Genomic DNA, 24,984 nt, shown 5'->3' with positions numbered 1-24,984 from the left:
TGCTAAAAACCGGGGGTTGACGCTGGCGCCTAGGCCGGCAGGACGACCACCTTCGTCTTGACCGGCGTGCGATTGTACAGGTGGATCATGTCCTGGCTGAGCAGGCCGACACAGCCGCTCGTGACCCCCGAGCCGATCGACTCGGGATCGCTCGACGCATAGATCGTGTAGAGCGTGTAGACGCCGTTCTGATAGAGATGGAGCGTGCGGGCGCCGAGTGGGTTGTCGAGGCCACCCGGCATGCCGCGGGCGTATTTGGCGGCCTCGGGCTGGCGCTTGATCATTTCCTTGGGCGGTGTCCAGGTCGCCCATTCGGACTTGCGCCCGACATAGGCGTCGCCGTTCCAGCGGAACCCGTCGCGGCCGACATTGGCGCCGTAGCGTGTGGCGGCCCCGTCTTCCTCGATGCGGTAAACGTAGTAATTGCCGGGATCGACGATGATCGTGCCGGGCGCTTCCTTGGTTTCGTAGCGCACGGTCTTGCGGAAATATTTCGGATCGACCTTGGTGACGTCGACCGCCGGGATCGGGAATTTCTCCTCAGGCACGGGCCCGTAGACCTTCTCCGCCTCGGCGAGGCTCATGCCGTCGGAGATCGCGCAACCGCCCAGCGTCAGCGCGCCGAGCCCCATGGCGGAGCCGGCCAGAAACGACCGGCGGTTGAGAAGCCCCGCGCGACGCTCCAGCAGAGCAATCTCGTCCATCTTGCCGGAATCGGCATTCCTACCGTCCATGATCATCTCTGGTCGCTTCCCATGTCCTGCTGCCCGACGAGAACATACGCCGGTCTAGATCCGCTGAACGCCTTGTTGAATTGAGAGTGCCGTCACCGGGCTCGACTGGCAAGCCCGGGGATGACGGCCGAGCAGACGCCGCTCAGCCCTCCCCGCCCGGCTTCACGATTCGGCCCAACCTGTTGTCGGTGAACAGATAAAGCTCGCGGCCACCAGGCTCGGCATAGAGCACCTGCACCTCGCGCTGGCCCTTGCCGCTCTCGCCGATCAGCACGTCGGTCGGGGCCTTGCCCTTGAGCTTGACCAGCTCGCATTCGGTGATGCCGGGCGCGATCTCCTTGGGCAGCGGCCGTGTCGAGGGGTCGAGCGAGACGCCGACGCTGCACTCGCCTTCCGGCGTCAGCACCGGCTCGCGCGTCGAGATGCCGGCGCTGCCGGTGGTCGTCGTCGTGGTGGTGACGCCACCTTTCGTCTCCGACTGGAAGGCGAAGCCGCCCATGTCGACCGAGCAGCCGCCGAGCGCCGCGGCGCAGAGGAACAGGACAGGCAGTCTCACGCTTTCTTCTCCCAGCGGCCGGCCTCGTCCTGCTGCCAGTAGCTGGCGGCATGTCCGGAAGCCCTCGCCTTCTTCCAATCCTCGCGAGCGGCACTAAGCGCCTCGGGATCGTCACCATCGAATATCAGAACGACGCGCTCGTAGTCCTGCATTGCGTCCGGAATGCGAACGCCATCCGCGCAGATTCTCACCTGCGCGGCATTGGGGTTATGCGCCTGCATCGTCACCACGATCGGGTTCTTGGCCGCGTCGGCTTCCATCGCCGTGACATGCGGCAGGAAGCTCTCATCGGCATAGGTCCAGAGATGGTCGTCGACGACGCTCATCCGCTCCTGGCTGGAGACCTCCACCACGACCTTCTGACCACGCGCCAGCGCCCGGTCGAGGATGGTCGGCAGGACCTGCTCGAGCGGGCGCGACTGCAGATGGAAGAACAGGATCTCAGCCATAAAAACCCCTGCGACCCAAAACTTTACCGCTACTTCCTGAGAAAGCGAATCACCCTTCGTAATGGTCCTTTACCAGCCGGTCGAGCAGGCGCACGCCCCAGCCCGGTCCCCAGGAACGGTTGATCTCGCTGTCCTTGGCCGCCATGCCCGTGCCGGCGATGTCGAGATGAGCCCAGGGCGTGTCGTTGACGTGGCGCTGCAGGAACTGCGCTGCGGTGATCGAGCCGGCATAGCGGCCGGACGAGTTCTTCATGTCGGCGAATTTCGAATCGATCATCTTGTCGTAGGCCTTGCCGAGCGGCATGCGCCAGACCGTCTCGCCCGTCGCGAGGCCGGCCGCCGTCAGGCGCTGCGCCAGCTCGTCGCTATTGGTGAAGAGGCCGGCATTCTCCTGCGCCAGCGCGACCAGGATCGCCCCCGTCAGCGTCGCCAGGTTGATCATGAAGCGCGGCTTGAAGCGCCCTTGCGCGTACCAGAGCACATCGGCCAGGACGAGCCGGCCCTCGGCGTCGGTGTTGATAATCTCGATGGTCTGGCCGGAGAGCGAGGTCACGATGTCGCCGGGGCGCTGGGCATTGCCATCCGGCATGTTCTCGACGAGGCCGATGACGCCGATGGCGTTGACCTTCGCCTTGCGGGCCGCGAGCGCATGCATGAGGCCGACGACGCAGGCCGCGCCCGCCATGTCGCCCTTCATGTCCTCCATGCCGGCGCCGGGCTTCAGCGAGATTCCGCCGGTGTCGAAGGTGACGCCCTTGCCGATGAAGGCGACCGGCTGCTCGTCCTTGCCGGCGCCGTTCCAGCGCATGACGACGACGCGGCTCTCGCGGCGCGAGCCCTGACCGACGCCGAGCAGTGCCCGCATGCCGATCTTCTTCAGATCCTTCTCGTCGAGAATCTCGACCTCGACGCCGAGCTTTTCGAGCTTCTTCGCACGATCGGCGAACTCCTCCGGATAAAGGACGTTCGGCGGCTCGTTGACGAGATCGCGCGCCAGAACGACACCGGTAGCGATGGCATCCGCCGCTTTCAGGGCCTTCTTCGCGGCCGCGGGATCGGCCACCCGGAGCGTGACCGCGATGGAGCCGGTCTCGTCCTTGTCCTTGCTCTTCGTCTTGTAGCGGTCGAAGACATAGCTCCGCAGCCTGAGGCCCAGCGCCAGATCGGCGGCCTGGTTCGCCTCCACCATGCCCTCCGGCAGAGCGAGGACGATCTCCGCGCTACGACCGGCGGCAAGCCGGCCTGCGATCACTCCGCCGAGCTTCACGAAATCGAGTTCGCCGCGATCGGCGGCGGATCCGGTGCCGATCGCGATCAGCCGCTCATAGGCGGCGCCTTCGGGCGCAGGCAGCGTCAGCCCGGCATAGGCCTTGCCCTTGAAGCGCTCGGCGGCAGCCGCACGCGCGAGCAAAGCCTGCGCGCCCGGCCCCGCAGCCTCCTGCGCCGCTCCCGAAAGGGTCAGCGCATCGGAAACGAGGACGACGAGATCGTGCCCCTCGACCGTATCCGGGGCTTTGATCTCGAGCTTCAGGCGCTGCGACATGATCCGCTCACAATCTTGCGAAAATAGCTTGGAAGAGACAGTTGGAGGACACGGCGCGGACGATTCCCGTTTGCGCCGCAAATCCGCCTATACCATAGGGTGAGTTCGACGAACCACCTCGGGGCCCTTAGGTTCCCCGCCTGCCGGAAAGCAACGCGTGTTCCTGAACCGCCTCGACCGATACATCCTCAAGACCGCGGCGGGCGCGGCAATCGTGCTGCTGCTCGGCCTCACCGGCGTGATCTGGGTGACACAGGCGCTGCGCGAGGTCGACCTCATCACCGGCAAGGGCCAGACGGTCCTGATCTTCCTGACCGTGACCCTGCTCTCGCTGCCGGCGCTGGTCGCGGGCATCGCGCCGGTCGCGCTGTTCATGTCGACACTCTACACGCTGAACAAGCTCAACGGCGATTCCGAGCTCATCGTCATGAATGCGGCCGGCATCGCGCCGCACCGCGTCACGCGCCCCTTCCTGGTCCTGACCGTGGCGACGGCCGTCGTCGTCGCCTGGATGACGGTGTCGGTGATGCCGGCAAGCTTCCGGATGCTGCGCGACCTCATCACCCTGATCCGGGCCGATTTCGTCACCAACGTCGTCAAGGAAGGCCAGTTCGTCTCGCTCGATTCCGGTGTGACCTTCCACTACCGCGAAAAGGTGGGCGACTCGCTGGTCGGCATCTTCATGCAGGACCGGCGCGACCCGACGCAGCCCTCGATCTACCTCGCCGAGCGCGGACGCACCGTCGAGGCGGAGGGCCAGAGTTTCCTGATGCTGGAAAAAGGCACGATCCAGCGCGAGGCCAAGAACACCAACACGACCTCGATCATCTCCTTCGAGCGCTACGCCCTCAATCTCTCGGCGCTGACCGGCGATCCGACCGGCGGGGCCGGCGAAGGCGACGGCGACAAGGTGGTCTACAAGCCGCGCGAGCGCTCGACCTGGGAGCTGATCAACCAGAACCCGAACGAGGCCTATTACAAGATCCAGGAAGGCCGGTTCCGGGCCGAGCTGCATAACCGCCTCTCGGCGCCGCTCTACCCCTTCGCCTTCATGCTGATCGCCTTCGCAGCCATCGGCGAGGCGCGCACCACGCGCCAGGGCCGGGCCCTGGCGATCCAGGCGGCGATCATGATCGTCGGCGCGACGCGCATCGCAGCCTATGCCGCCTGGACGGCGAGCGTGCGCTCGCCCGTCGCCGCCGCGATGCTCTATATCCTGCCTCTCCTCGCCATCATCCTGGCGGTAGCCCTCATCTATTACGGCGAGCGGCTGCGACCGGTCCTCGCCCGGATGACGGCCCCGCTGACATTGCCGCTGGTCAACCTGGCGGCCCGGTTCCGGCGCGCCTGATGCTGCTCTTCACAACCCTCGGCCGTTATCTGACGCTGCGCTTCACCCGCGCGATCATCAGCGTGTTCGGCACCTTCTTTTTCCTGATCGGTACGCTCGACTTCGTCGAGCTGATGCGCCGGGCCGGCGACTCGCCGATCGCCACCACGCCGCGCATCATCATGCTGGCGCTCTATCGCGTTCCGAGCGTCGCCGAGCAGATCTTCCCCTTCGCGGCCTTGTTCGGCGGCATGTTCGCGCTGCTGACGCTGAGCCGGAAGCTCGAACTGGTCGTCGCCCGTTCGGTCGGTGTCTCGGCCTGGCAGTTCCTGCAGCCGGCGACCGTGGTGGCGGGGGTGATCGGACTGATCTCGATCACGGTCTACAACCCGCTCGCCTCCGAGATGAAGCGCCGCGCCACCGCCCTCGAGACCCGGCTCTTCGTGCGCACGGGCGGACCGGCGGCCGCGAGCGTGCCGGAAATCTGGCTGCGGCAGAGCAGCGTCGACGGCCAGGCGATCATCCGTGCCGCCGGTGCCTTGCCGGACGAGGACGGGCTCTCGCAGGTCGCGATCTTCAACTTCAACCCGGACGGCTCCTTCAGGGACCGAATCGATGCCCGCCAGGCCATCCTGCGACCCGGGCATTGGCAACTCTCCGATGCGCGCGTGATCTCCGCCTCGGAAGAGCCACAGAATTACAAGAACTACGATCTCGCGACGACGCTGGAGCCGGATCAGATGCGCCAAAGTTTCACACCGCCCGCGGCGGTCGGCTTCTGGTCCATGCCGACGGCCATCGAGCGGACGAAGCGCGCCGGCCTCGACACGACGCCTTATGAGCTGCGATATCAATCGCTTATGGCGCGCCCGCTGCTGCTGATCGCCATGGTGCTGGTGGCAGCATCCGTTTCTTTAAGATTTTTCCGCTTTGGTGGTGTCACGAAACTGGTGATCGCTGGCGTCGCGGCGGGGTTCGTGCTCTATGTGGCGACACAACTGTCGGAGGAACTCGGATCGTCGGGAATCGTCAATCCGGTCGTCGCGGCGTGGCTGCCCGCAGCATTGGGGACGATGCTGGGCGCTCTCGCCCTCCTCCATCAGGAAGACGGGTAAATCTTACTGTGCCTATGGTTAATTTTGCGTTTCACGGATGGGTCAAGGCGTGACGAGCGTGGCACGATTTGCTGCGGCGACGGCGCTTGCCTCCAGCCTCGCCTTCCTGCTGGCCGGCCCGGGCTTCGCCCAGGGCAAGCCCTCGGCAGGCGGCAAGCCGGCGGCGGGAGCCGCAGCGCCTGCCAAGCCGCAGGACCGCATGGTCGTCGATGCGCGTGAACTCGTCTACGACAACGACAAGAAGACCGTCGCCGCCGTCGGCGACGTGCAGATCCTCTATCAGGGCCGCACGATCGAAGCCGACAAGGTCATCTACGACCAGGCGAACAAGCGCGTCACGGCGATCGGCAATGCACGCATCACCGAATCGAACGGTAGCGTCATCACCGGCGACCGCTTCAACCTAACCGACGATTTCCGTGACGGCTTCATCGATTCGCTCAGGGTGGTGAACCCCGACAAGACCCGCTTCTCGGCGCCCCGCGCCGAGCGGACGGACGGCGAGACCTTCGTCTTCGACAAGGGCATCTACACGGCCTGCGAGCCCTGTAAGGACAACCCGGAGCGGCCGCCGCTCTGGCAGGTCCGTGCGGCGCGCATCATCCACAAGAAGTCCGAGCAGACCATCTATTACGAGGATGCCCGCGTCGAATTCGCCGGCATCCCGATGGCCTATATCCCCTACATGTCGGGGCCGGATTCGACGGTGAAGCGCAAGACCGGCTTCCTGGCGCCGAAGTTCATCAACACCTCGTCGCTCGGCTTCGGCGTGGGGTTGCCCTATTTCCTCAATCTGGCGCCGAACTACGACCTCACGCTGACGCCGACCTTCCTCACGCGCCAGGGCGTGCTGGGACAGGTCGAGTGGCGCCACCGGCTGCTGAACGGCTCCTACACGATCCGCGCCTCCGGCATCTTCCAGCAGGACAAGGGGGCCTTCCTCGCCAGCCCGCTCGGTCCCGGCGACGACAGCTTCCGCGGCTCGGTCGAGACGACCGGCAAGTTCTACATCAACCCGCGCTGGACCGTCGGCTGGAACGCGGCCATGTCGACGGATCGCTGGTTCTACAAGAACTACCGCATCCTGAACGAGAGCTTCAGCAACACCACCTATCTGCAGGAATCGATCTCGACGGCCTATCTGAACGGCCAGAGCCCGACCGCCTGGTTCGACCTGCGCGGCTACTATTTCCAGCCGCTCAACTATCAGGACTGGCAGAAGCAGCAGCCCGTGGTGCTGCCGGTGCTGGACTATGACAAGCGCATCCACAAGCCGTCCTTCCTGGGCGGCGAGCTGGAGTTCAACGTCAACGTCACCAGCCTGACCCGCGATACGGCCGCCTTCACCCAGCTGCCCGTACAGAAGAACTATCTGATCACCGGATCGGGCTACTCGCTCTATGACGGCTGCGCGGTCTACGACAAGAACAACTGCCTCGTGCGCGGGCTGGCGGGCAACGTGTCCCGCGCGACCGCGCAGGTCTCGTGGCGGCGCAACATCATCGATCCGATCGGGCAGATCTGGACGCCCTATGCCTCGCTGCGGGCCGACGTCTTCGCGATCAACCCGGATACCAGCGGCATCATCAATTCGCGCGTCGCGACGATCGCCGACAGCTCGGACGAGGTCTTCGGCCGGGTGATGCCGGCGATCGGCCTGATGTACCGCTACCCCTTCGTCGCCAAGACCGACTGGGGCACGCATATCATCGAGCCGGTGGCGCAGATCGTCGCTCGCCCGAACGAGACGAACAGCCTGCGGGTCGCCAACGAGGATTCGCAGAGCCTCGTCTTCGACGCCAACAACCTGTTCGAATGGCAAGGCAAGTTCTCCGGCTACGACCGCGTCGAGGGCGGCACGCGCGCCAATGTTGGCGCGCTCTATACCGGCCGCTTCGGCAAGGAAGCCTATGCCAACCTCCTGGTCGGCCAGTCGTTCCAGCTCGGTGGTCGCAATTCCTACGCGACCGGCGACCTGCTCAATACCGGCCTCGATTCCGGTCTCCAGACGGATAGTTCCGACATCGTCGCCCGGGCCCAGATCTCTCCGATGAAGGGCTTCTTCCTGACCGGTGCCACGCGCCTGAACTCGACGACCTTCGAGGCGCAGCGCATCGATGCGGCAGCGACCTATTCGACCGGCGTCGTCACAGCCTCGGTCGGCTATGCCCGCTACGAGCCGCAGCCTGATCTCGGCATCCCTCGCCGCCGCGAAGGCCTTTCGCTGAACGGCTCCCTGCTCGTCACCCCGAACTGGCGCGTCAGGGCCGGCGTACTGTTCGACCTCGACAAGTACAAATACGACCGCGAGCTCTGGCGGAACGCCTATGCCGCCGCCCTGGCGGCGTCGACGGCCATCCCGGCCTATCCGACAACCGGGCCGTTCCAGACCGCCTCGACCTCGCTCGGCATCAACTACACCGACGAATGCACGGTCTTCGACATCAGCTACTCGCAAAGCTATGCCGACCGGCAGGCCGGCGCGACGAAGGATACGCGCACCGTCATGTTTCGGCTCGAGCTGCGGACCCTGGGCGAGATCAGCTATTCCCAGAACCTCGGCGGAACCTCGACCGGCGACGGCGTGGGCGGCTCGAACTAGAACGCGTGATCCCATCGATATCTGAGAGGCGGATGCACCGATCGGGTTGTTTCGACCTGATCGGATCCGGCTCAAGCAAAGCGACGCGGGCTGCCCAATGGCCCGCGCTTCCGCGACATCGGAGCGTCCCTTGCCGACCCTGCCGCTAGCGCTGACCCAGGGCGACCCCGCCGGCATCGGGCCGGAACTCAGCCTGCGTGCCTGGCAAGAACGCAAAGAGCGCGCGCTGCCGGCCTTCGCCTGCATCGCGAATGCGGAGCAGCTCGCGCGAACCGCCGAGCGGCTGGGATGGCCGATCCCGATCCGGGAATGCTCCTGGGAGGAGGCCCCCGCGGTTTTCCAAGAGGCGTTGCCGGTGATCCCGCTCGCACAGGCGGCCGACGTCCTGCCCGGCAAGCCCGATCCCGTTTCGGCTGCGGCTACGATCGCCTCGATCGACCGGGCCGTGGCGGCGGTCCGGGCCGGACAGGCTGGCGCAGTCGTGACCAATCCGATTGCTAAATCAGTGCTTTACGCGGCCGGCTTCAAGCATCCCGGACATACGGAATATCTCGCTCATCTCGCGGCCGAGGGCGGGGTCGAGCCTCTGCCGGTGATGATGCTGTGGTGCGAGGAGCTCGCCGTCATCCCGGTCACGATCCATGTGCCGCTGCAACGGGTGCCGGAGCTGCTGACGACGAAGCTTATCGTCGACACGGCCCGGATTGTCGCGGCGGGTCTGCGTCAACAATTCGGTATCGCCAGCCCCCGGCTCGCCCTCAGCGGATTGAACCCGCATGCCGGCGAGAACGGAACGATGGGGCGCGAGGACGAGGACATCGTGAAGCCGGCCATCGCGCAGCTCCAGGCCGAGGGTATCGATGCGCGCGGGCCCTATCCAGCCGATACGATGTTCCATGCGCGGGCGCGGGCGGGCTACGACGCGGCGCTGGCGATGTATCACGACCAGGCGCTGATCCCGATCAAGACCATCGCCTTCGACGAAGGCGTCAACGTCACGCTCGGCCTGCCCTTCATCCGGACCTCTCCCGATCACGGCACGGCCTTCGACATCGCCGGGCGCGGCATTGCGAGGCCTGACAGCCTCTGCGCCGCTCTGCGGCTTGCCGCGCGCATGGCCGGACGGCGGGACGCGGCCCATGAGGCGGCGGGCCAGCCATGAGCCAGATCGACGATCTGCCGCCGCTGCGCGAGGTGGTCGAGCGCCACGGGCTGATGGCCCAGAAAGCGCTCGGCCAGAACTTCCTGTTCGATCTCAACCTGACGAGCCGGATCGCCCGCTCCGCCGGCCCGCTCGACGGCGAGACGATCGTCGAGATCGGCCCCGGCCCCGGTGGCCTGACCCGCGCCTTGCTCGCCAACGGGGCGGGCCGGGTCATCGCCATCGAGCGCGACCGGCGCTGCCTGCCGGCGCTGGCCGAGATCGCGGCGCGCTATCCGGGGCGGCTGGAGGTCGTCGATGGCGATGCGCTTGCCGTCGATCTCTCGTCCCATCTGAAGGGCGAACGCGCCCGCATCGTCGCAAACCTGCCCTATAATATCGGCACGCCGCTGCTGGTGGGTTGGCTCAGTCTCGAGCCCTGGCCGTCCTGGTGGAGCTCGCTCACGCTGATGTTCCAGCGCGAGGTCGCCGAGCGCATCGTCGCCTCGCCGGAAGAGCGGGCGGATTACGGCCGGCTCGCCGTGCTGGCGAACTGGCGCTGCCGGACGAAGATCCTGTTCGACGTGCCGCGCGACGCCTTCGTGCCTCCGCCGAAGATCACCTCCTCGGTGGTCCAGCTCCTGCCGCGCGAGGAGCCGGAGCCTTGCGACCGGCGCCTGCTGGAGCGGGTGACGCTGGCCGCCTTCGGCCAGCGCCGCAAGATGCTGCGGCAGAGTCTGAAGGCCGTGCTGCCGGACCCGGCGCCCATCCTCGCGGCGGCCGGCCTCGCCGAGACGGCGCGGGCGGAGGAAGTGCCGGTTTCCGGCTTCGTGCGACTCGCGAACGCGCTCGCCGCAGAGCTTCAGGGCAGCTCCTCGGCCAGAAGCTGATCGACGAAGGCACCGAGCCCCACCGCGCGGCTGCGCTTGAGGCGCTCCGCCGTCAGGATCGCCTTGATCGACTCGTAGGCTGCGTCGAGATCGTCATTGACGATGACGTAGTCGTACTGGCTCCAGCGCGCGATCTCGTCGCGGGCGTTGGCGAGCCGCTTGGCGATGACCTCCGGCGCATCCTCGGCGCGGCGCACGAGGCGCGAGCGCAGCTCCGCCATCGACGGCGGCAGGATGAAGATCGTCACCACATCGGCGCGCGCCTTCTTGACGATCTGCTGCGTGCCTTGCCAATCGATGTCGAAGAGCACGTCGCGCCCGGCCGCCAGCGAAGCCTCGACCTCCTTGCGCGGCGTGCCGTAGCCGTTGCCGTGGACCTCGGCCCATTCCAGCAGGTCGTTATGCTGGCGCATGGCGTCGAAGGCGTTGCGGTCGATGAAGCGGTAATGCACGCCGTCGATCTCGGACGGGCGCCGCGGCCGCGTCGTCACGGAGATCGAGAGATCGAGATTGTTCTCGCTCTTGAGGTTACGGGTGAGCGTCGTCTTGCCGGCGCCCGAGGGCGAGGACAGGATCAGCATGAGGCCGCGTCGGGCCGGGCGATGGCTCTCGGCCGTCATCTCTCACTCCACATTCTGGACCTGCTCGCGCATCTGGTCGACGACCGTGCGCAAGTCGAGGCCGATCCGCGAGAGGCCGGGGTCATTCGCCTTGGCGCAGAGCGTCGAGGCCTCACGGCCGAATTCCTGGGAGAGGAAATCGAGCTTGCGGCCGATGGGACCGCCCTTCGCCAGGAGCTCCCGCAACGCCCCGACATGGGCGTGGAGGCGGTCGATCTCCTCGCGGATATCGGAGCGAACCGCGACGAGCGCAGCCTCCTGATGCAGGCGTTGCGGATCGAGCCCGTTGGCCGCGCCCAGCAGGGCTTCGACCTGGGCGGCAATCCGGGCACGGATGGCCTCCGGGCTGCGGGCAGGATGCCGCTCGGCTTCCGTCGTCAGGCGCGAGATCGTCTCGACCTGGCCGAGCACGATCGCCTCCAGCGCCCGTCCCTCGGCGGAACGGGCCTCCTTCAGCGCCTCGGCAATCGATTCGAGGCCGGCGAGTGCCGGCTTCTCGATGGCGCCGAGCGCATCCTGAGCCTCATCGGCGTATTCGACCACGCCGCGAATGCCGAGCAGCCCATCGAAGGTCGGCGGATTGATGCCAGCAGCCGGCGGCAGCTTCTCGATGGCCTCCAGCAGGGCCGCGAGCACCGTCTCGTTGACGCGGGGGCGCGCCGGCCCTGCATCGCTGGTCACGGAGAGATTGACGTGGAGCGTGCCGCGCGAGAAGGCGCTCGTCAGGCGCTTGCGGGCCGCCTCGGCCAGCACCTCGAAACCGGGCGGAACCCGCACGCGCAGATCAAGTCCCCGGCCGTTGACGCTGCGGATTTCCCAGGCCCAGGCGTGAACGCCGGCTGTCCCCGCCGCGCGGGCAAAGCCCGTCATGCTCTCGATGCCCATTCAATCCCCGCTTTGCGATCCGCTTGCCGCCACCCTGCCAGGCGCGATGCGGCGGGACCGTAGTGGCGCGACGCAGCCATCGCAAGCACAGCGGCGCGGAAGATGGGGACGGCGAGCCGTCCCGGGAATGTCTCAGGGCATCTTGAGCTGCGGCAACTGCTTAGGCGAGTTGAGATCGAAGGTCTTGTTCAGCAGCGGATCGCGCGGGGTGCCTTCCGAGGCGTCGAAAGCCCGGGCTCGGGTGCCCGCCACGCCGCCGGCCGGCAGGGCGACAGGAGCCGAGCCGTCGCCCGCGGCGACTGGCTGGGCGCTCGCCGGCGCCTCGGTGCGGTTGTCGGGGCCCGCAGGCGGCTCGACCTTGTCGACGCTGTCCGCCGGGGGCTTGCCGGTCTGCTGCTGGCGCGTCGTTTCGATCTGGCGCCAGCGGCCGACATTGCGGTTATGCTGGTCGAGCGTCTCGGCGAAGACATGGCCGCCCGTGCCGTCGGCGACGAAGAAGAGCTCCTTCGTGCGCGAATGATTGACCACCGCCTCCATCGCGGCGCGGCCAGGATTGGCGATCGGTCCCGGCGGCAGGCCGGGGATGACATAGGTGTTGTAGGGCGTCGCCTGTGTGATCTCGTTGCGCTGGATCGGGCGGCCGAGCGTGCCCTTGCCGCCGACGAGGCCGTAGACGATCGTCGGGTCGGATTGCAGCCGCATCTTCTGGTTCAGGCGGTTGATGAAGACCCCGGCGACGCGCGGACGCTCATCGGCGCGGCCGGTCTCCTTCTCCACGATCGAAGCCAGGATGACGAGATCCTGCGGTGTCTTGATCGGCAGGTCGGCGGGGCGACGCTCCCAGATCCGGCTGAGGATCACACGCTGGTCGCGCGCCATGCGGTCGAGGATGGCCTGCCGCGAGAAGCCGCGCGGGAAACGATAGGTGTCGGGCAGGATCGAGCCTTCCTTCGGCACCTGGGTGATGTCGCCGGTCAGGAGATCGTTCTCGCGCAGGCGCTCGACGATCTGCTCGCTGGTCAGCCCCTCGGGAATGGTGACCGAATGCTCGACCACCTTGCCGCTCGAAATGATGCCGAGGATCTCCTGCGGGCTGACGCGCGCCTTGAACAGGTATTCGCCGGCCTGGAGCTTGTGCCAGTCGCCGCCGATGATGGCGGCGATGCGGAAGGTGAGCGGATGCTCGATCAGCCCTTCGCGCTGCAGAAGCTCGGCGATCTCGGTGAGCCCGCTCTCCTTCGGGATGATCAGCGCACGGTCGCTTGCCAGCGGACCCGGCGACTTGCTCTGGTTGGAGACGATGGCGATGCCGGCCCCGACCACACCGGCGCCGACGAGGGCGAGCGTGAACAAGCCGCTCAGCATGGAGAGGAACGGGCTGCGTCGCCGGTGGCGCACCTTCGGCGGCGGCGCCGGTGGCGCTACGGGCTTGAGGGCCTCGCTCGGGCTTTTTGGGGCGACGCGGGGCGTATCGTTCACAGTTTCAGCGCTCGCAGCACGGGATAGACGACCTCGGCACGATGCTTTCGTCCGCATCGTGCCGGATGAAGAACCGGGCATATCGGCTCCAGGGCCGCATTAGAGCCGGTTTCGTCGCCGCTGTGAACGCGGAATCACGCCTTCAGCAGCATCAGCCGCAAACTCTACCCAAGATTATGGCGAAACCGCGCTGTCGGGACGGGGCAAGGCCGCGGGCAGCGCATCGCGGCGCCCGAGAATCTCCGGCCGAGAAGGGCGCCTCTAGGCCGCAAGATGCTCGGGTCGAGCCCGAGCACGGTGCCTCCCGGTCGTGATCGAGCCGGCCGGTGAAAGCCTCAGCCGTCGGCCCGATAACGCTGCAGCACCAGCGAGGCGTTGGTGCCGCCGAAGCCGAAGGAGTTCGACAAAGCGTACTCGATCTCGCGCTTGCGGGCGACATGCGGCACCAGGTCGATGTCGGTCTCGACGGAGGGATTGTCGAGATTGATCGTCGGCGGCGCGACCTGGTCGCGAATGGCGAGCACGGTGAAGATCGCCTCGATGGCACCCGCCGCACCCAGCAGATGGCCGGTCGCCGATTTCGTCGAGGACATCGACGGGCGCTTCGGCGCGTTCGCCAGCAGCCGCTCGACAGCGCGCAGCTCGATCTCGTCGCCGAGCGGCGTCGAGGTGCCGTGGGCATTGACGTAATCGAGGTCGGAAGCCGCGATGCCGGCGCGGTCCAGCGCCATGCTCATGCAGCGATAGGCGCCGTCGCCGTCCTCGGCCGGCGAGGTGATATGGTAGGCGTCGCCCGACATGCCGTAGCCGATGACCTCGGCATAGATGCGCGCGCCGCGGGCCAGGGCATGCTCCAGCTCCTCGAGCACGACGACGCCGGCCCCCTCGCCCATGACGAAGCCGTCACGGTCCTTGTCGTAGGGGCGCGAGGCCTTTTCGGGCGTGTCGTTGAAGCTGGTGGAGAGCGCCCGGCAGGCGCAGAACCCGGCGATGCCGATGCGGTTGATGGCCGATTCGGCGCCGCCAGCCACCATGACGTCGGCATCTCCGAGCGCGATCATGCGCGCGGCGTCGCCGATCGCATGCGCGCCGGTCGAGCAGGCGGTGACGGCCGAATGGTTCGGCCCCTTCAACCCGTGCTCGATCGAGACATAGCCCGCAGCGAGGTTGATCAGGCGGCCGGGAATGAAGAAGGGAGAAAGGCGGCGCGGGCCACGCTCCTTGAGCAGGAGCGAGGCCTCATAGATGCCGCCGAGGCCGCCGATGCCGGAGCCGATGGCGACGCCGGTGCGGGTCTGGTCCTCGTAGCTTTCCGGTTTCCAGCCCGCATCCGCCAGCGCCTGCGTGGCGGCAGCCATGCCGAAGACGATGAAGTCGTCGACCTTGCGCTGCTCCTTCGGCTCCATCCAGTCGTCGGGATTGAAGGTCCCGTCGCTGCCGTCACCCCGCGGGATGTTGCAGGCGATCTGCGCCGGCAGGTCGCTGGCGTCGAAGCTGGTAATGGGGCCGGCGCCGCTGGCGCCGGCAAGGATCCGCGTCCAGGTCGGTTCGACGCCGCAACCGAGCGGCGTCACCATGCCGAGCCCGGTCACGACGACGCGCCGCATCGAAACACTACGAGGAGCCATGAGACTTTCTGTATGAAACGACCCTTGGGTCGATCAGCGCCCGATCAGGCGCCTAATCAGGCACTCTTGGCCGAGAGGAACTTGACCGCGTCGCCGACCGTCACGATCGTCTCGGCAGCATCGTCCGGAATCTCGACGCCGAACTCTTCCTCGAAGGCCATGACCAGCTCGACGGTGTCGAGGCTGTCCGCACCCAAATCCTCGATGAAGTTGGCGCTATCGACGACCTTCTCGGGCTCGACGCCGAGGTGCTCGACCACGATCTTCTTCACGCGCTCGGCGACATCGCTCATGGGTCTCTTCCTTAGAAACTGAAAACGCACCGCAGAGCTGCGACGCGCATATGGATCTTCATTCCGACCCGCCGCGCCATCGTGATGATGCACGCGATCCGGAAAGCTTGAAGCCTGCACAAACGCAACAACCGGGTTTTCGTCAAGTCCCCAGGAGCCGGAAAGGCAGCGCGACGGCGCTAGTTAACACACCCTGTCCACAGTGGCGAGAGCGTCGAACGGCTTCTGGAACGCTTCCAGAATGCGCCGCAACCCGTTCAGATCATGGCCATTCCACCGTTAACGTGAAGCGTCTGTCCGGTCACGTAGCCGGCTTCCGTGCTGGCGAGATAGGCGACCGCCGCCGCCACATCGGCGCCCGCGCCGAGCCGCCCCATCGGCACGTCCGAGAGAATGCCTTCGCGCTGCTTCTCGTTCAGGGCCTGCGTCATCGGTGACTCGATGAAGCCCGGGGCGACCACATTGACGGTGATGTTGCGACTCGCCACCTCCGCCGCCAGCGCCTTGGACATGCCGATGAGACCGGCCTTGGCGGCGGCGTAGTTGCCCTGCCCGGGATTGCCCATCGTGCCGACGACGGAGCCGATCGAGACGATTCGGCCGTAGCGCCTGCGCATCATCGACTTCACCGCCGCGCGCGACAGCCGGAAGGCGGCCGTCAGGTTGATCGCGATGACCGCGTCCCAATCCTCGTCCTTGAGGCGCAGGAACAGGTTGTCCTTCGTGATGCCGGCATTGTTGACGAGAATGTCGAGCCCGCCGAGCTTCTCCTCGGCGCTCGGCAGCAGCGCCTCGACCGAATCCTTGTCGGCGAGGTTGCAGGGCGCGATCACGACCCGCTCGCCAAGTTCTGCCGCCAGGGCCTCCAGCGCTTCGGCCCGGGTGCCGGAGATGGCGATGGTCGCGCCCTGGGCGTGAAGGGTTCTCGAAATGGCTCCGCCGAGGCCGCCGGTCGCGCCGGTGACCAGGGCCTTGCGGCCGGTCAGATCAAACATGTCCACTCCCCGTTTCCGGCGTTCTGCCGTCTTAGCGTCCGGATTTCCTCCGGACCTTTCCGATCAGCCCTTGCGAGCCTTATAGGCGGCGATGTCCTCGGCCGTGCCGACCGAGGCCGTGGCGGTCCCGGCGGCGATGCGCTTCACCAGGCCGGCGAGAACCTTGCCGCTGCCCAGCTCGACGAAATCGTCCACGCCAGCCGCCGCCATCGCCTGCACGCATTCGCGCCAGCGCACGGTTCCCGTCACCTGCGCCACCAGCGAGGCGCGAATCGCCTCCGGGTCGCTCAGCGGCGCGGCGCCGACATTGGCCATCACCGGCACGACCGGCGCCCGCATCGCAATCTTGGACAGGGCCTCTCGCATCGCCTCGGCAGCCGGCTGCATCAGCGCGCAATGGAAGGGCGCGGAAACCGGCAGCAGCATGGCGCGCTTGACGCCCCGCTCGGTGGCGAGCGCGATGGCGCGATCGATCGCCGCCTTCGCGCCGGAGAGCACGACCTGCCCGCCCCCATTGTCGTTGGCCGCCTCGCAGACTTCGCCCTGCGCCGCCGCGGCGGCGATCTCGCGGGCGAGGTCGAGCTCGGCGCCGAGCAGCGCCGCCATGGCACCCTGCCCCGCCGGCACGGCCTTCTGCATCGCATCGCCGCGGATGCGCAGCAGGCGGGCCGCGTCGCTGACCGAGAAGGTCCCGGCCGCAGCCAGCGCGGAATACTCGCCGAGCGAGTGGCCGGCGACGAAAGCGGCATCGCGCCCGAGATCGAGCCCGGCCTCGGCCTCGAGCACCCGGACCACCGCGAGGCTGACTGCCATCAGCGCCGGCTGGGCGTTGGCCGTCAGCGTCAGCTCCTCGGCGGGGCCTTCCCACATCAAGGTAGAGAGCTTCTGCGACAGGGCCGCGTCGACCTCGTCGAACACCGCCTTCGCGACCGGGAAGGCGTCGGCCAGGCTCCTGCCCATGCCGACGGCCTGGGAGCCCTGGCCGGGAAAGATCAACGCTGTCGTCATGTCGGGAACGCCTCGTCCTGCAAAACTTTTGTATTATGACGCGGCTGTCACAACGGTTTCGCCGCCAAGTCAAGCACGGAGCCCAGCTTTTCCGCTCCTTGGGCGGGTTTTACCGTCAGATTCCGGTTGCCATGGCGGTCCGGACACTGTAACGACCGCCTCCTGTTTGTTCGGCCGGAGGCTGAACGGATGGCGCGTGCCTTTTTGAAGGCCGCGCAGACTTCGATGGAGTCGTCATCCTGTGTCTCCGCCTTCGATGAAATCCTGTCGGGCCTTATCCAGGGCTCGGAGGGCTCCGCGCCGGGCGAAGCAGGGTGAAACAGAAAGGCCAAATCTAGATGGCATTGTACGAGCATGTGCTGCTCGCGCGGCAAGATGTCAGCGCGCAGCAGGTCGAAGCTCTTGTCGAGCAGTTCAAGGGCGTGATCGAGGCGAATGGCGGCGCCATCCGCAAGGTCGAGTACTGGGGCGTCAAGTCCCTCGGCTACCGCATCAAGAAGAACCGCAAGGCGCACTACACGCTGCTGAACATCGAGGGCCCCTCCGCCGCCGTGCTGGAGATGGAGCGCCAGATGCGCATCAACGAAGACATCCTGCGCTTCATGACCATCAAGGTCGAAGAGCTGGAGGAAGGTCCGTCGGCCATGCTCCAGAAGCGTGATCGCGACGACCGTCCCGAGCGTGGCGGCGACCGTTTCGAGCGCGGCCCGCGCCGTGACCGTCCGCGTCGTGACGACGAAGTGACCGAAACCGCCGAAGTGGGGGCCTGATCCATGTCGACCGCATCTGCCGGCGCCCGCCGCCCCTTCTTCCGCCGCCGCAAGTCCTGCCCGTTCTCGGGCGAGGGCGCGCCGAAGATCGACTACAAGGACGTCCGTCTGCTCTCGCGCTACATCTCCGAGCGCGGCAAGATCGTGCCGTCCCGCATCACGGCGGTTTCCGCCAAGAAGCAGCGCGAGCTCGCCCAGGCGATCAAGCGCGCCCGCTTCCTCGGCCTGCTGCCCTACGTCATCCGTTGATCCGCTAGGCGGATTTCGGAATTTCCGGAGGCGCCCCGGCGCCTCCGGCTTTCACGTTCAAGATCAACCAGTCGCCCGGCGGTGAGACTCCCCCGGGTTCGTTGAGGCGAGAAGCCTCTCACCCTGCCGGGCCAGAACGGCCAGCGAGCAGCGGGACAGCAGGACGGACCATGATTCCGATTGTCGGCATCGGCGCGGGCCTCGTTGCGGCCCTGCTCTTCTCAGTGGTGATCACCGGATCGCCGCTGTCTGCACTGCTGTACTCGGCCGCTCCTCTCCCGATCTTCATCGCCTCGCTGGGCTGGAACCACCGCTCCGGGCTGTTCGCCACGGCCGCGGGCGCGCTCGCCGTCGCGGTGGCGCTGGCGCCGACGGGCGGCGTCGCCTTCGCCCTGATCATCGGCCTGCCGGCCTGGTGGATCGGCTATCTCGCCTTGCTCGCACGCGGCGATGCGCAGGGCACGACGGAATGGTACCCGCTCGGCAATCTCATGGTCTGGATCGCCGCCACCGCCGCGCTCGCGACCGTCGGCAGCGCGCTGGTGATGACCACCGACTACGAGACCTATCGCTCGGTGATCGCGCGGATGATCGAGAACCTGCTGAACGAGATGGTACGCGGCCGTCTGATCGCCCTGCCCGCCGGCATCGAGGTCGGCGAGCTGGCGCAGAGCCTCGCGCCCGCCGTGCCGCTCGGCATCGGCGCTTCCTTCGTCACCACGATCACGGCCAATCTCTGGCTCGCCGCCCGCGCGGTGAAGGTCTCCGGCCGGCTACCGCGGCCCTGGCCCTTCATTCCGGCCACGACGCTGCCGCGCCCCGCGCTGCTGCTCCTGCTCGCCTCTGCCTTCCTCGCCACGCTCGGCAGTTTCGTCGGCGTCGCGGCGATGGCCCTCACGGGCGCCCTGCTCGCCGCCTTCATGTTCTGCGGCTTGAGCCTGCTCCACGACATCTCGCGCGGCCGCCCCTGGCGGGCGCCGATGCTGATCTCGGTCTATGTCGCGCTCGTCGTGATGCAGGCCCTGCTAACGCCGCTGCTCGCGCTCATCGGGCTCGCCGACACGCTGTTCGGCCTGCGCAAGCGTTCAGCGTCGCCGCCTCCGCCTACCCAATCCTGAAAACCAGACCAGACCTGTAAGGAGAAGACAAATGGAAGTGATCCTGCTCGAACGCGTCGCCAAGCTCGGCCAGATGGGCGATGTCGTGCGCGTCCGCGACGGCTTCGGCCGCAACTACCTGCTCGCCCGCGGCAAGGCGCTGCGCGCCACCGAGGACAACAAGAAGCGCTTCGAGAGCCAGAAGCTCGAGCTCGAGACCCGCAACCTCGAGCTGAAGTCGGAAGCCGATGCCGTCGCCGCCCGCCTGAACGGCCAGAGCGTCACCATCCTGCGCCAGTCCGGCGAGTCCGGCGTGCTCTACGGCTCGGTCTCGACCCGCGACATCGCCGAGGCCCTGACCAAGGACGGCTTCAACGTCGCCCGCAGCCAGGTGACGCTGAACACCCCGATCAAGACGCTCGGCCTGCACACCGTCCCGGTCGTGCTGCATCCGGAAGTCGCCGTCACGGTCACCGTCAACGTCGCCCGCTCGGCCGAAGAGGCTCATCGCCAGGCCGCCGGCGAGGACGTCACCGCCCGCGAGGAGTTCGACCTCGACGATCTCGGCCTCGAGGTCGGCGCGGCGCTGGCCGAGGCCGGCGACGACGATCGCTGAGCCGAACCGCTCGGACGACGAGTCAAGGGCGCCGTGGCAACACGGCGCCTTTTTCGTTCCGTGGCCTGTGCAAAGGAGTGGATCACGCATCACGCTGCTGGCAGGAGATGGCGGGGTGGTAATCTAAGAGTCTTCCGAATCAGCCGCCGCGCGTTTCGTATCCAGCGGCCGAATGTCGGCTTGAAGTATCAATCAGCATCGATTTATCGGGACGGCCATGGCCACCGCTACAGCCCTCGTCGCACGCCTCGACAACCGCGAGGCGGAATACCGCGTCCAGCCTCACAACATCGAGGCCGAGCAGGCGCTGCTGGGCGCGATCCTGGTCAATAACGACGCCTTCTACCGCGTCTCCGACTTCCTGCTGCCGGACCATTTCTTCGAGCCTATCCATCAGCGCGTCTTCGAGCTGAGCTCCAGCCTGATTCGCTCCGGCAAGCTTGCGACGCCGATCACGCTCAAGACCTTCGTCAACGACCTCGATCTCGGCGACATCACGCCGAGCCAGTATCTCGCCCGACTGGCCGCCGAGGCGACGACCGTCATCAACGCCGGCGATTACGGCCGTACGATCTACGAACTCGCCGTGCGCCGCCTGCTCATCGGCGTCGGCGAAGACCTCGTCAACGTCGCCTATGACGCCCCCGTCGAGATGGCGCCGCGCGAGCAGATCGAGGAAGCCGAGCGCAAGCTCTACGAACTCGCCGAAAAGGGCCGCTACGAGGGCGGCTTCCAGAAATTCGACGGGGCGCTGCGTCTCGCCATCGACATGGCGGCGAGCGCCTATCAGCGCGCCGGCGGCCTGTCGGGCATCTCGTCGGGCCTGCGCGATCTCGACCAGCGCATGGGCGGCCTGCAGCCCTCCGACCTGATCGTGCTCGCCGGCCGCCCGGCCATGGGCAAGACCTCGCTGGCGACCAACATCGCCTTCAACATCGCCAAGGCCTGGCGCGGCGAGCGGCAGGCGGACGGGACGATCAAGACGGTCGATGGCGGCGTCGTGGCCTTCTTTTCGCTCGAAATGTCGTCCGACCAGCTCGCGACCCGTATCGTCGCCGAGCAGTCCGGCATTTCCTCCTACAAGATCAGGCAGGGCCGCATCACCGAGGCCGATTTCGCCCGGCTGACCGATGTCGCCGCGCAGATCGAGCGAATCCCGCTCTATATCGACCAGACCGGCGGCATCTCGATCGCGCAGCTCGTCGCTCGCGCCCGGCGACTCAAGCGGCAGAAGGGGCTCGATGTCCTGTTCATCGACTACCTCCAGCTTCTGTCAGGCTCCTCCAAGAACAGCCAGAACCGCGTGCAGGAGCTGACCGAGATCACGACCAGCCTGAAGGCGCTGGCGAAGGAGCTCTCGGTTCCGATCATCGCGCTGTCCCAGCTCTCGCGCCAGGTCGAGAGCCGCGACGACAAGCGCCCGCAGCTCTCGGACCTGCGCGAATCCGGCTCGATCGAGCAGGACGCCGACGTGGTCATGTTCGTCTATCGCGACGAATACTACCTCAAGGGCAAGGAGCCGCGCCCCGGCACCGAAGAACACAACAAATGGCAGATCGAGATGGAGGCGGCGCATGGCGTCGCCGAGCTGATCATCGGCAAGCAGCGCCATGGCCCGACCGGGACGATCGCCCTCCAGTTCGACGCCGATGTGACGCGCTTCTCCGACCGCGCCGACGACCTTCGCCTCCCGGACCGTGAATGATGTCTGTCGAATCGCCTGAATCCGGCGCCTATGGCGCGACGCTGACCATCGACCTCGATGCGCTGGTTTCGAACTGGCGGCTTCTCGGCAAGCGCGCCGGCACGGAGGCGGGCGCCGTCGTCAAGGCGGACGCCTACGGCATCGGCATCGAGCCGGCCGTGACGGCTCTGAGCCGGGCGGGCTGCCGCAATTTCTTCGTCGCCCATCTCTCCGAAGGCATCCGCGCCCGCAAGGTGGCACCCGGGGCGACGGTCTACATCCTGAACGGGCTGCTGCCCGGAAGCGGCGGGATCTATGCCGAGCATGAATTGTCGCCCGTGCTCGGCTCGCATGAGGAATTGCTGGAATGGGCCTCGTTCCGGCAGACCGGCGCGAAAGTCCGGCCGGCGGCGCTGCATGTCGACACGGCGATGAACCGGCTCGGGCTCTGGCCCGGCGAAGGGCTGAACCTCGCCCGCGAGAAATCGGGCACCCTCGCCGCGGCCGATATCGGCCTGCTGATGAGCCATTTCGCCTCTTCCGAGGACGAGGCCGACCCGGCCAATGCCCGCCAGATCGCCGCCTTCGCCGAGATCGCCGCCGTCTTCCCGGAGCTGCCGGCCTCGCTCCTCAACTCGTCCGGACATTTCCTGAAGGACTGCCCGTCCTACCAGCTCACCCGGCCGGGCTACGCGCTCTATGGCGGCAATCCGACGCCGGGCCGGCCGAATCCGATGCAGCCCGTCATCGGGCTCGAAGCAACGATCATCCAGACCCGCGAGGTCGAGGATGGGACCCAGGTCGGCTATAACGGCCGCTGGACCGCCAAGGGCAAGCGCAAGCTGGCCACGATCTGCCTCGGCTATGCCGACGGCTATCCGCGCAACGGGAGCTGGACCGACACGATCACCGGCGGCTCGGCCCTCGTCGCCGGCGTGGCCTGCCCCTTCGTCGGCTCGGTCTCGATGGACCTGATCATCATCGACGTGACCGATGCGCCCGCGGGCGCCGCCCAGCGCGGCGCGAGCGTCACGCTGATCGGCGGGCCACTCGATCTGGAGTCCGTCGGCGCCGGTGCCAAGACGATCGGCTACGAGATCCTGACCAGCCTCGGCCGTCGCTATGAGCGGCGGTATTTGGGCGGCTGATGGCCAAGCGCGGCCCGACCTATCATTGTCAGGCCTGCGGGGCCGTCTATCACCGCTGGCAGGGCAAGTGCGACGCCTGCGGGACATGGTCCTCGCTCGTCGAGGAAGCGCAAGCGGCGCCGGTTCCGGGCGGCGGGCGCCCCTCGTCCGGCGGGAGGGCGCGGGGCCGCGTCTTCGCGCTGGAGACGCTCAAGGGCGAGACGCAGGACGCGCCGCGCATCGTCTCAGGCATAGGCGAACTGGATCGCGTCACGGGCGGGGGCTTCGTGCCAGGCTCGGTGCTGCTGATCGGCGGCGACCCCGGCATCGGCAAGTCGACGCTCCTGATGCAGGCCTGCGCCGCGCTGGCGCTGGGCGGGCGGCGCGTCGTCTATGTCTCGGGCGAGGAATCGACCGGGCAGGTCAGGTTGCGTGCCGAGCGCATGGGGCTGGCCGAGGCGCCGGTCGATCTGGCGGCGGAAACCAATGTCGAGGATATCATCGCGACGCTCGGCCAGGGTGAGCGCCCTGCCCTCGTCGTGATCGATTCGATCCAGACCATGTGGTCCGGCGAGGTCGAAAGCGCGCCCGGCACGGTGACGCAGGTGCGCGGCTCGGCCCAGGCGCTGATCCGCTACGCCAAGACCAGCGGCGTCTGCCTGATCCTGGTCGGCCATGTCACCAAGGACGGGCAGATCGCCGGCCCGCGCGTGGTCGAGCACATGGTCGACGCCGTTCTCTCATTCGAAGGAGAAGGTGCGCACTCGTTCCGGATCCTGCGCGGCCAGAAGAACCGCTTCGGTGCCACCGACGAGATCGGCGTCTTCGAGATGACCGGCAAGGGGCTGTCGGAGGTCACCAACCCCTCCGCCCTGTTCCTCGCGGGCAGAGACCAGCCGGCGCCGGGCGCGGCCGTCTTCGCCGGCATCGAGGGCACGCGGCCGGTGCTGGTCGAGATCCAGGCGCTGGTGGCGCCGACCGCGCTGGGCACGCCGCGGCGCGCCGTGGTGGGCTGGGAGAACAGCCGGCTCGCCATGGTGCTCGCGGTGCTCGAAACCCACGGCGGCCTCAGACTCGGCCAGCACGACGTCTATCTGAATGTCGCGGGTGGCTTGCGCGTCAACGAGCCGGCGGCGGATGTCGCGGTGGCGGCGGCGCTGGTCTCCTCGCTGACGGGCGCGATCCTGCCGCAGGAGGCGGTCTATTTCGGCGAGATCGCGCTGTCGGGCGCGGTCAGGCCGGTCTCGGTCGCGGCGGCGCGACTCAGGGAGGCGGCGAAGCTCGGATTCGAGGCGGCGCTCATGCCGGCGGGCGGTGCCGACCATGGCGACGGCAATGGCCTGTCGCTGCGCCGTTTCGGCCATGTGACGGAACTCGTTGCCGATATCGCCGCCCGCGCGCCACGCAAGAGTGTGAAATGACATCGCCGGCAGGGTGACGCAGGGGCGAGGAACGCGTATAGCAAAACCGAAACGGTGGTCCGTCGGCGGGCCGGCCGTCGTGAGTCATCAGCAAAGCGGCCTTCCCAATGCCTGTCACCATTCTCGATCTCGTCGTCATCGGCGTGGTTCTGATCTCGGCTTTGCTGGCCGCGGTCCGCGGCTTTACCCGCGAAGTGCTCGCCATCGTCTCATGGATCGCCGCGGCGGCCGTCGCCTGGGTGTTCCATCCGCAGCTCGTGCCCTTCATCCAGCAATACATTCCGGCAAGCTCGGCGCAGGGCACGATCGCGCTGGTCGCCTCGATCGCGCTGTTGTTCCTCGGCACGCTGATCGTCGTCTCGCTGCTGACGGCGCGCATCTCCGACTTCGTGCTCGACTCGCGCATCGGCGCGCTCGACCGCACCTTGGGCTTCGTCTTCGGCGCGGCGCGCGGGCTGCTGCTGGCGGTGATCGGCTACGTCTTCTTCGCGGCGCTGGTCGGCAACGAGAAGATGCCGGTCTGGGCCAAGGAGGCCAAGGCCAAGCCGATGCTGGAGGAAACCGGACGCTCGCTGATCGCGATGCTGCCGCAGGACGTGAATGCCGACTTCATCAAGAACCTGCTGAAGAAGCCCGGCACCGAGGCCGCGCCCGAAGCGCCCGCAGAGGAGCCCCGCGCTCCGGGCACGCCGGCGCCCGTTGCGCCTGCCCCAACCCGTCCCTAATTAGCGCGTAGAAAGTTCGCCTCTAAA

Annotated in this window: 24 protein-coding genes; 13 read left to right on the top strand and 11 right to left on the bottom strand. The window is 67.2% G+C overall.

The annotated features are described in order from the left end of the window. Positions 1-29: 29 nt before the first annotated feature. From IED13_RS05355 to IED13_RS05340, 4 genes are all read right to left on the bottom strand, one after another. Entirely contained in the window at positions 30-740 is a 711-nt protein-coding gene (locus IED13_RS05355; RefSeq protein ID WP_038367608.1) for a L,D-transpeptidase family protein, read from the bottom strand. A gap of 136 nt (positions 741-876) precedes the next feature. Further along, on the bottom strand, positions 877-1,290 hold the full coding sequence (locus IED13_RS28675; protein WP_248311265.1) for a hypothetical protein: 414 nt from the start codon (positions 1,288-1,290) through the stop codon (positions 877-879). Next, the gene (locus IED13_RS05345) at positions 1,287-1,739 is read right to left on the bottom strand and encodes a DNA polymerase III subunit chi (RefSeq protein ID WP_191123578.1); all 453 of its coding nucleotides are present in this window, start codon (positions 1,737-1,739) and stop codon (positions 1,287-1,289) included. The genes IED13_RS28675 and IED13_RS05345 overlap by 4 nt, the downstream gene beginning before the upstream one ends. Before the next feature lie 49 nt (positions 1,740-1,788). Beyond that, positions 1,789-3,282: a leucyl aminopeptidase gene (locus IED13_RS05340; protein ID WP_191123577.1), complete on the bottom strand. Its 1,494-nt coding sequence runs from the start codon at positions 3,280-3,282 to the stop codon at positions 1,789-1,791. Between the two features lie 157 nt (positions 3,283-3,439). Between IED13_RS05340 and lptF the strand changes: the two genes are divergently transcribed. From lptF to rsmA, 5 genes are all read left to right on the top strand, one after another. Then, positions 3,440-4,633: an LPS export ABC transporter permease LptF gene (gene lptF, locus IED13_RS05335; protein WP_260368332.1), complete on the top strand. Its 1,194-nt coding sequence runs from the start codon at positions 3,440-3,442 to the stop codon at positions 4,631-4,633. Further along, a complete protein-coding gene (gene lptG / locus IED13_RS05330) occupies positions 4,633-5,727 on the top strand; it encodes an LPS export ABC transporter permease LptG (RefSeq protein ID WP_113253107.1) in 1,095 nt (364 codons plus the stop codon). The genes lptF and lptG overlap by 1 nt, the downstream gene beginning before the upstream one ends. A gap of 58 nt (positions 5,728-5,785) precedes the next feature. Continuing rightward, positions 5,786-8,329, top strand: coding sequence for an LPS-assembly protein LptD (locus tag IED13_RS05325; RefSeq protein WP_260368331.1), 2,544 nt, complete (start codon positions 5,786-5,788; stop codon positions 8,327-8,329). Positions 8,330-8,459: 130 nt separating this feature from the next. Further along, complete coding sequence (gene pdxA / locus IED13_RS05320; RefSeq protein WP_248312448.1) at positions 8,460-9,491, top strand: 4-hydroxythreonine-4-phosphate dehydrogenase PdxA; 1,032 nt, start codon at positions 8,460-8,462, stop codon at positions 9,489-9,491. Beyond that, the gene (rsmA, locus tag IED13_RS05315; protein WP_038367624.1) at positions 9,488-10,360 is read left to right on the top strand and encodes a 16S rRNA (adenine(1518)-N(6)/adenine(1519)-N(6))-dimethyltransferase RsmA; all 873 of its coding nucleotides are present in this window, start codon (positions 9,488-9,490) and stop codon (positions 10,358-10,360) included. Before pdxA ends, rsmA begins: the two co-directional genes overlap by 4 nt. Here rsmA and gmk read toward each other — a convergent pair. The 7 genes from gmk to fabD form a co-directional block, all read right to left on the bottom strand. Continuing rightward, positions 10,333-10,980, bottom strand: a complete 648-nt coding sequence (gene gmk, locus IED13_RS05310) for a guanylate kinase (RefSeq protein WP_038367626.1) — start codon at positions 10,978-10,980, stop codon at positions 10,333-10,335. The genes rsmA and gmk overlap by 28 nt on opposite strands. Positions 10,981-10,983: 3 nt before the next feature. After that, complete coding sequence (locus IED13_RS05305) at positions 10,984-11,865, bottom strand: YicC/YloC family endoribonuclease (protein WP_191123574.1); 882 nt, start codon at positions 11,863-11,865, stop codon at positions 10,984-10,986. 132 nt (positions 11,866-11,997) lie between these two features. Further along, positions 11,998-13,344 carry an endolytic transglycosylase MltG gene (gene mltG / locus IED13_RS05300; RefSeq protein WP_260368330.1) on the bottom strand — a complete coding sequence of 449 codons (1,347 nt, stop codon included), beginning with the start codon at positions 13,342-13,344 and terminating at the stop codon, positions 11,998-12,000. Between the two features lie 335 nt (positions 13,345-13,679). Further along, positions 13,680-14,951: a beta-ketoacyl-ACP synthase II gene (fabF, locus tag IED13_RS05295; RefSeq protein ID WP_038367631.1), complete on the bottom strand. Its 1,272-nt coding sequence runs from the start codon at positions 14,949-14,951 to the stop codon at positions 13,680-13,682. A 77-nt stretch (positions 14,952-15,028) separates the two neighbouring features. Further along, positions 15,029-15,265, bottom strand: a complete 237-nt coding sequence (locus tag IED13_RS05290; RefSeq protein WP_038367632.1) for an acyl carrier protein — start codon at positions 15,263-15,265, stop codon at positions 15,029-15,031. A 257-nt stretch (positions 15,266-15,522) separates the two neighbouring features. Continuing rightward, positions 15,523-16,260 carry a 3-oxoacyl-[acyl-carrier-protein] reductase gene (gene fabG, locus IED13_RS05285; protein WP_191123573.1) on the bottom strand — a complete coding sequence of 246 codons (738 nt, stop codon included), beginning with the start codon at positions 16,258-16,260 and terminating at the stop codon, positions 15,523-15,525. Positions 16,261-16,323: 63 nt separating this feature from the next. Continuing rightward, entirely contained in the window at positions 16,324-17,268 is a 945-nt protein-coding gene (gene fabD, locus IED13_RS05280) for an ACP S-malonyltransferase (protein ID WP_142020836.1), read from the bottom strand. A 338-nt stretch (positions 17,269-17,606) separates the two neighbouring features. Here fabD and rpsF point away from each other — a divergent pair, with 338 nt between their 5' ends. The 8 genes from rpsF to IED13_RS05240 all read left to right on the top strand — a co-directional run bounded on the left by rpsF (position 17,607) and on the right by IED13_RS05240 (position 24,957). Further along, entirely contained in the window at positions 17,607-18,038 is a 432-nt protein-coding gene (rpsF, locus tag IED13_RS05275; protein WP_038367640.1) for a 30S ribosomal protein S6, read from the top strand. Between the two features lie 3 nt (positions 18,039-18,041). Beyond that, a complete protein-coding gene (gene rpsR / locus IED13_RS05270; protein ID WP_038367644.1) occupies positions 18,042-18,287 on the top strand; it encodes a 30S ribosomal protein S18 in 246 nt (81 codons plus the stop codon). Positions 18,288-18,457: 170 nt separating this feature from the next. After that, positions 18,458-19,405 carry a DUF2232 domain-containing protein gene (locus IED13_RS05265; RefSeq protein ID WP_112762123.1) on the top strand — a complete coding sequence of 316 codons (948 nt, stop codon included), beginning with the start codon at positions 18,458-18,460 and terminating at the stop codon, positions 19,403-19,405. A 31-nt stretch (positions 19,406-19,436) separates the two neighbouring features. Continuing rightward, positions 19,437-20,000: a 50S ribosomal protein L9 gene (rplI, locus tag IED13_RS05260; protein ID WP_038367650.1), complete on the top strand. Its 564-nt coding sequence runs from the start codon at positions 19,437-19,439 to the stop codon at positions 19,998-20,000. Positions 20,001-20,217: 217 nt separating this feature from the next. Beyond that, a complete protein-coding gene (locus tag IED13_RS05255) occupies positions 20,218-21,705 on the top strand; it encodes a replicative DNA helicase (protein WP_038367653.1) in 1,488 nt (495 codons plus the stop codon). Then, on the top strand, positions 21,705-22,832 hold the full coding sequence (alr, locus tag IED13_RS05250; protein WP_191123572.1) for an alanine racemase: 1,128 nt from the start codon (positions 21,705-21,707) through the stop codon (positions 22,830-22,832). The genes IED13_RS05255 and alr overlap by 1 nt, the downstream gene beginning before the upstream one ends. Further along, the gene (gene radA, locus IED13_RS05245) at positions 22,832-24,232 is read left to right on the top strand and encodes a DNA repair protein RadA (protein WP_113253102.1); all 1,401 of its coding nucleotides are present in this window, start codon (positions 22,832-22,834) and stop codon (positions 24,230-24,232) included. Before alr ends, radA begins: the two co-directional genes overlap by 1 nt. A 107-nt stretch (positions 24,233-24,339) precedes the next feature. Then, positions 24,340-24,957: a CvpA family protein gene (locus IED13_RS05240; RefSeq protein ID WP_038367659.1), complete on the top strand. Its 618-nt coding sequence runs from the start codon at positions 24,340-24,342 to the stop codon at positions 24,955-24,957. Positions 24,958-24,984 lie beyond the last annotated feature (27 nt).

Origin of the sequence: Allobosea spartocytisi (assembly GCF_014764685.1) — a bacterium.
In the GTDB taxonomy this organism is placed as follows: Bacteria; Pseudomonadota; Alphaproteobacteria; order Rhizobiales; family Beijerinckiaceae; genus Allobosea; species Allobosea spartocytisi.
This window is presented reverse-complemented; position numbering and strand designations above follow the sequence as displayed.

Coding starts and splice junctions, on each gene's coding strand:
- IED13_RS05355 (WP_038367608.1), bottom strand. CDS start 740: ATGATCATGGACGGTAGGAATGCCGATTCCGGCAAGATGGACGAGATT.
- IED13_RS05345 (WP_191123578.1), bottom strand. CDS start 1,739: ATGGCTGAGATCCTGTTCTTCCATCTGCAGTCGCGCCCGCTCGAGCAG.
- IED13_RS05340 (WP_191123577.1), bottom strand. CDS start 3,282: ATGTCGCAGCGCCTGAAGCTCGAGATCAAAGCCCCGGATACGGTCGAG.
- lptG (WP_113253107.1), top strand. CDS start 4,633: ATGCTGCTCTTCACAACCCTCGGCCGTTATCTGACGCTGCGCTTCACC.
- rsmA (WP_038367624.1), top strand. CDS start 9,488: ATGAGCCAGATCGACGATCTGCCGCCGCTGCGCGAGGTGGTCGAGCGC.
- gmk (WP_038367626.1), bottom strand. CDS start 10,980: ATGACGGCCGAGAGCCATCGCCCGGCCCGACGCGGCCTCATGCTGATC.
- IED13_RS05305 (WP_191123574.1), bottom strand. CDS start 11,865: ATGGGCATCGAGAGCATGACGGGCTTTGCCCGCGCGGCGGGGACAGCC.
- fabF (WP_038367631.1), bottom strand. CDS start 14,951: ATGCGGCGCGTCGTCGTGACCGGGCTCGGCATGGTGACGCCGCTCGGT.
- IED13_RS05290 (WP_038367632.1), bottom strand. CDS start 15,265: ATGAGCGATGTCGCCGAGCGCGTGAAGAAGATCGTGGTCGAGCACCTC.
- fabG (WP_191123573.1), bottom strand. CDS start 16,260: ATGTTTGATCTGACCGGCCGCAAGGCCCTGGTCACCGGCGCGACCGGC.
- fabD (WP_142020836.1), bottom strand. CDS start 17,268: ATGACGACAGCGTTGATCTTTCCCGGCCAGGGCTCCCAGGCCGTCGGC.
- rpsF (WP_038367640.1), top strand. CDS start 17,607: ATGGCATTGTACGAGCATGTGCTGCTCGCGCGGCAAGATGTCAGCGCG.
- rpsR (WP_038367644.1), top strand. CDS start 18,042: ATGTCGACCGCATCTGCCGGCGCCCGCCGCCCCTTCTTCCGCCGCCGC.
- IED13_RS05265 (WP_112762123.1), top strand. CDS start 18,458: ATGATTCCGATTGTCGGCATCGGCGCGGGCCTCGTTGCGGCCCTGCTC.
- rplI (WP_038367650.1), top strand. CDS start 19,437: ATGGAAGTGATCCTGCTCGAACGCGTCGCCAAGCTCGGCCAGATGGGC.
- IED13_RS05255 (WP_038367653.1), top strand. CDS start 20,218: ATGGCCACCGCTACAGCCCTCGTCGCACGCCTCGACAACCGCGAGGCG.
- alr (WP_191123572.1), top strand. CDS start 21,705: ATGTCTGTCGAATCGCCTGAATCCGGCGCCTATGGCGCGACGCTGACC.
- radA (WP_113253102.1), top strand. CDS start 22,832: ATGGCCAAGCGCGGCCCGACCTATCATTGTCAGGCCTGCGGGGCCGTC.
- IED13_RS05240 (WP_038367659.1), top strand. CDS start 24,340: ATGCCTGTCACCATTCTCGATCTCGTCGTCATCGGCGTGGTTCTGATC.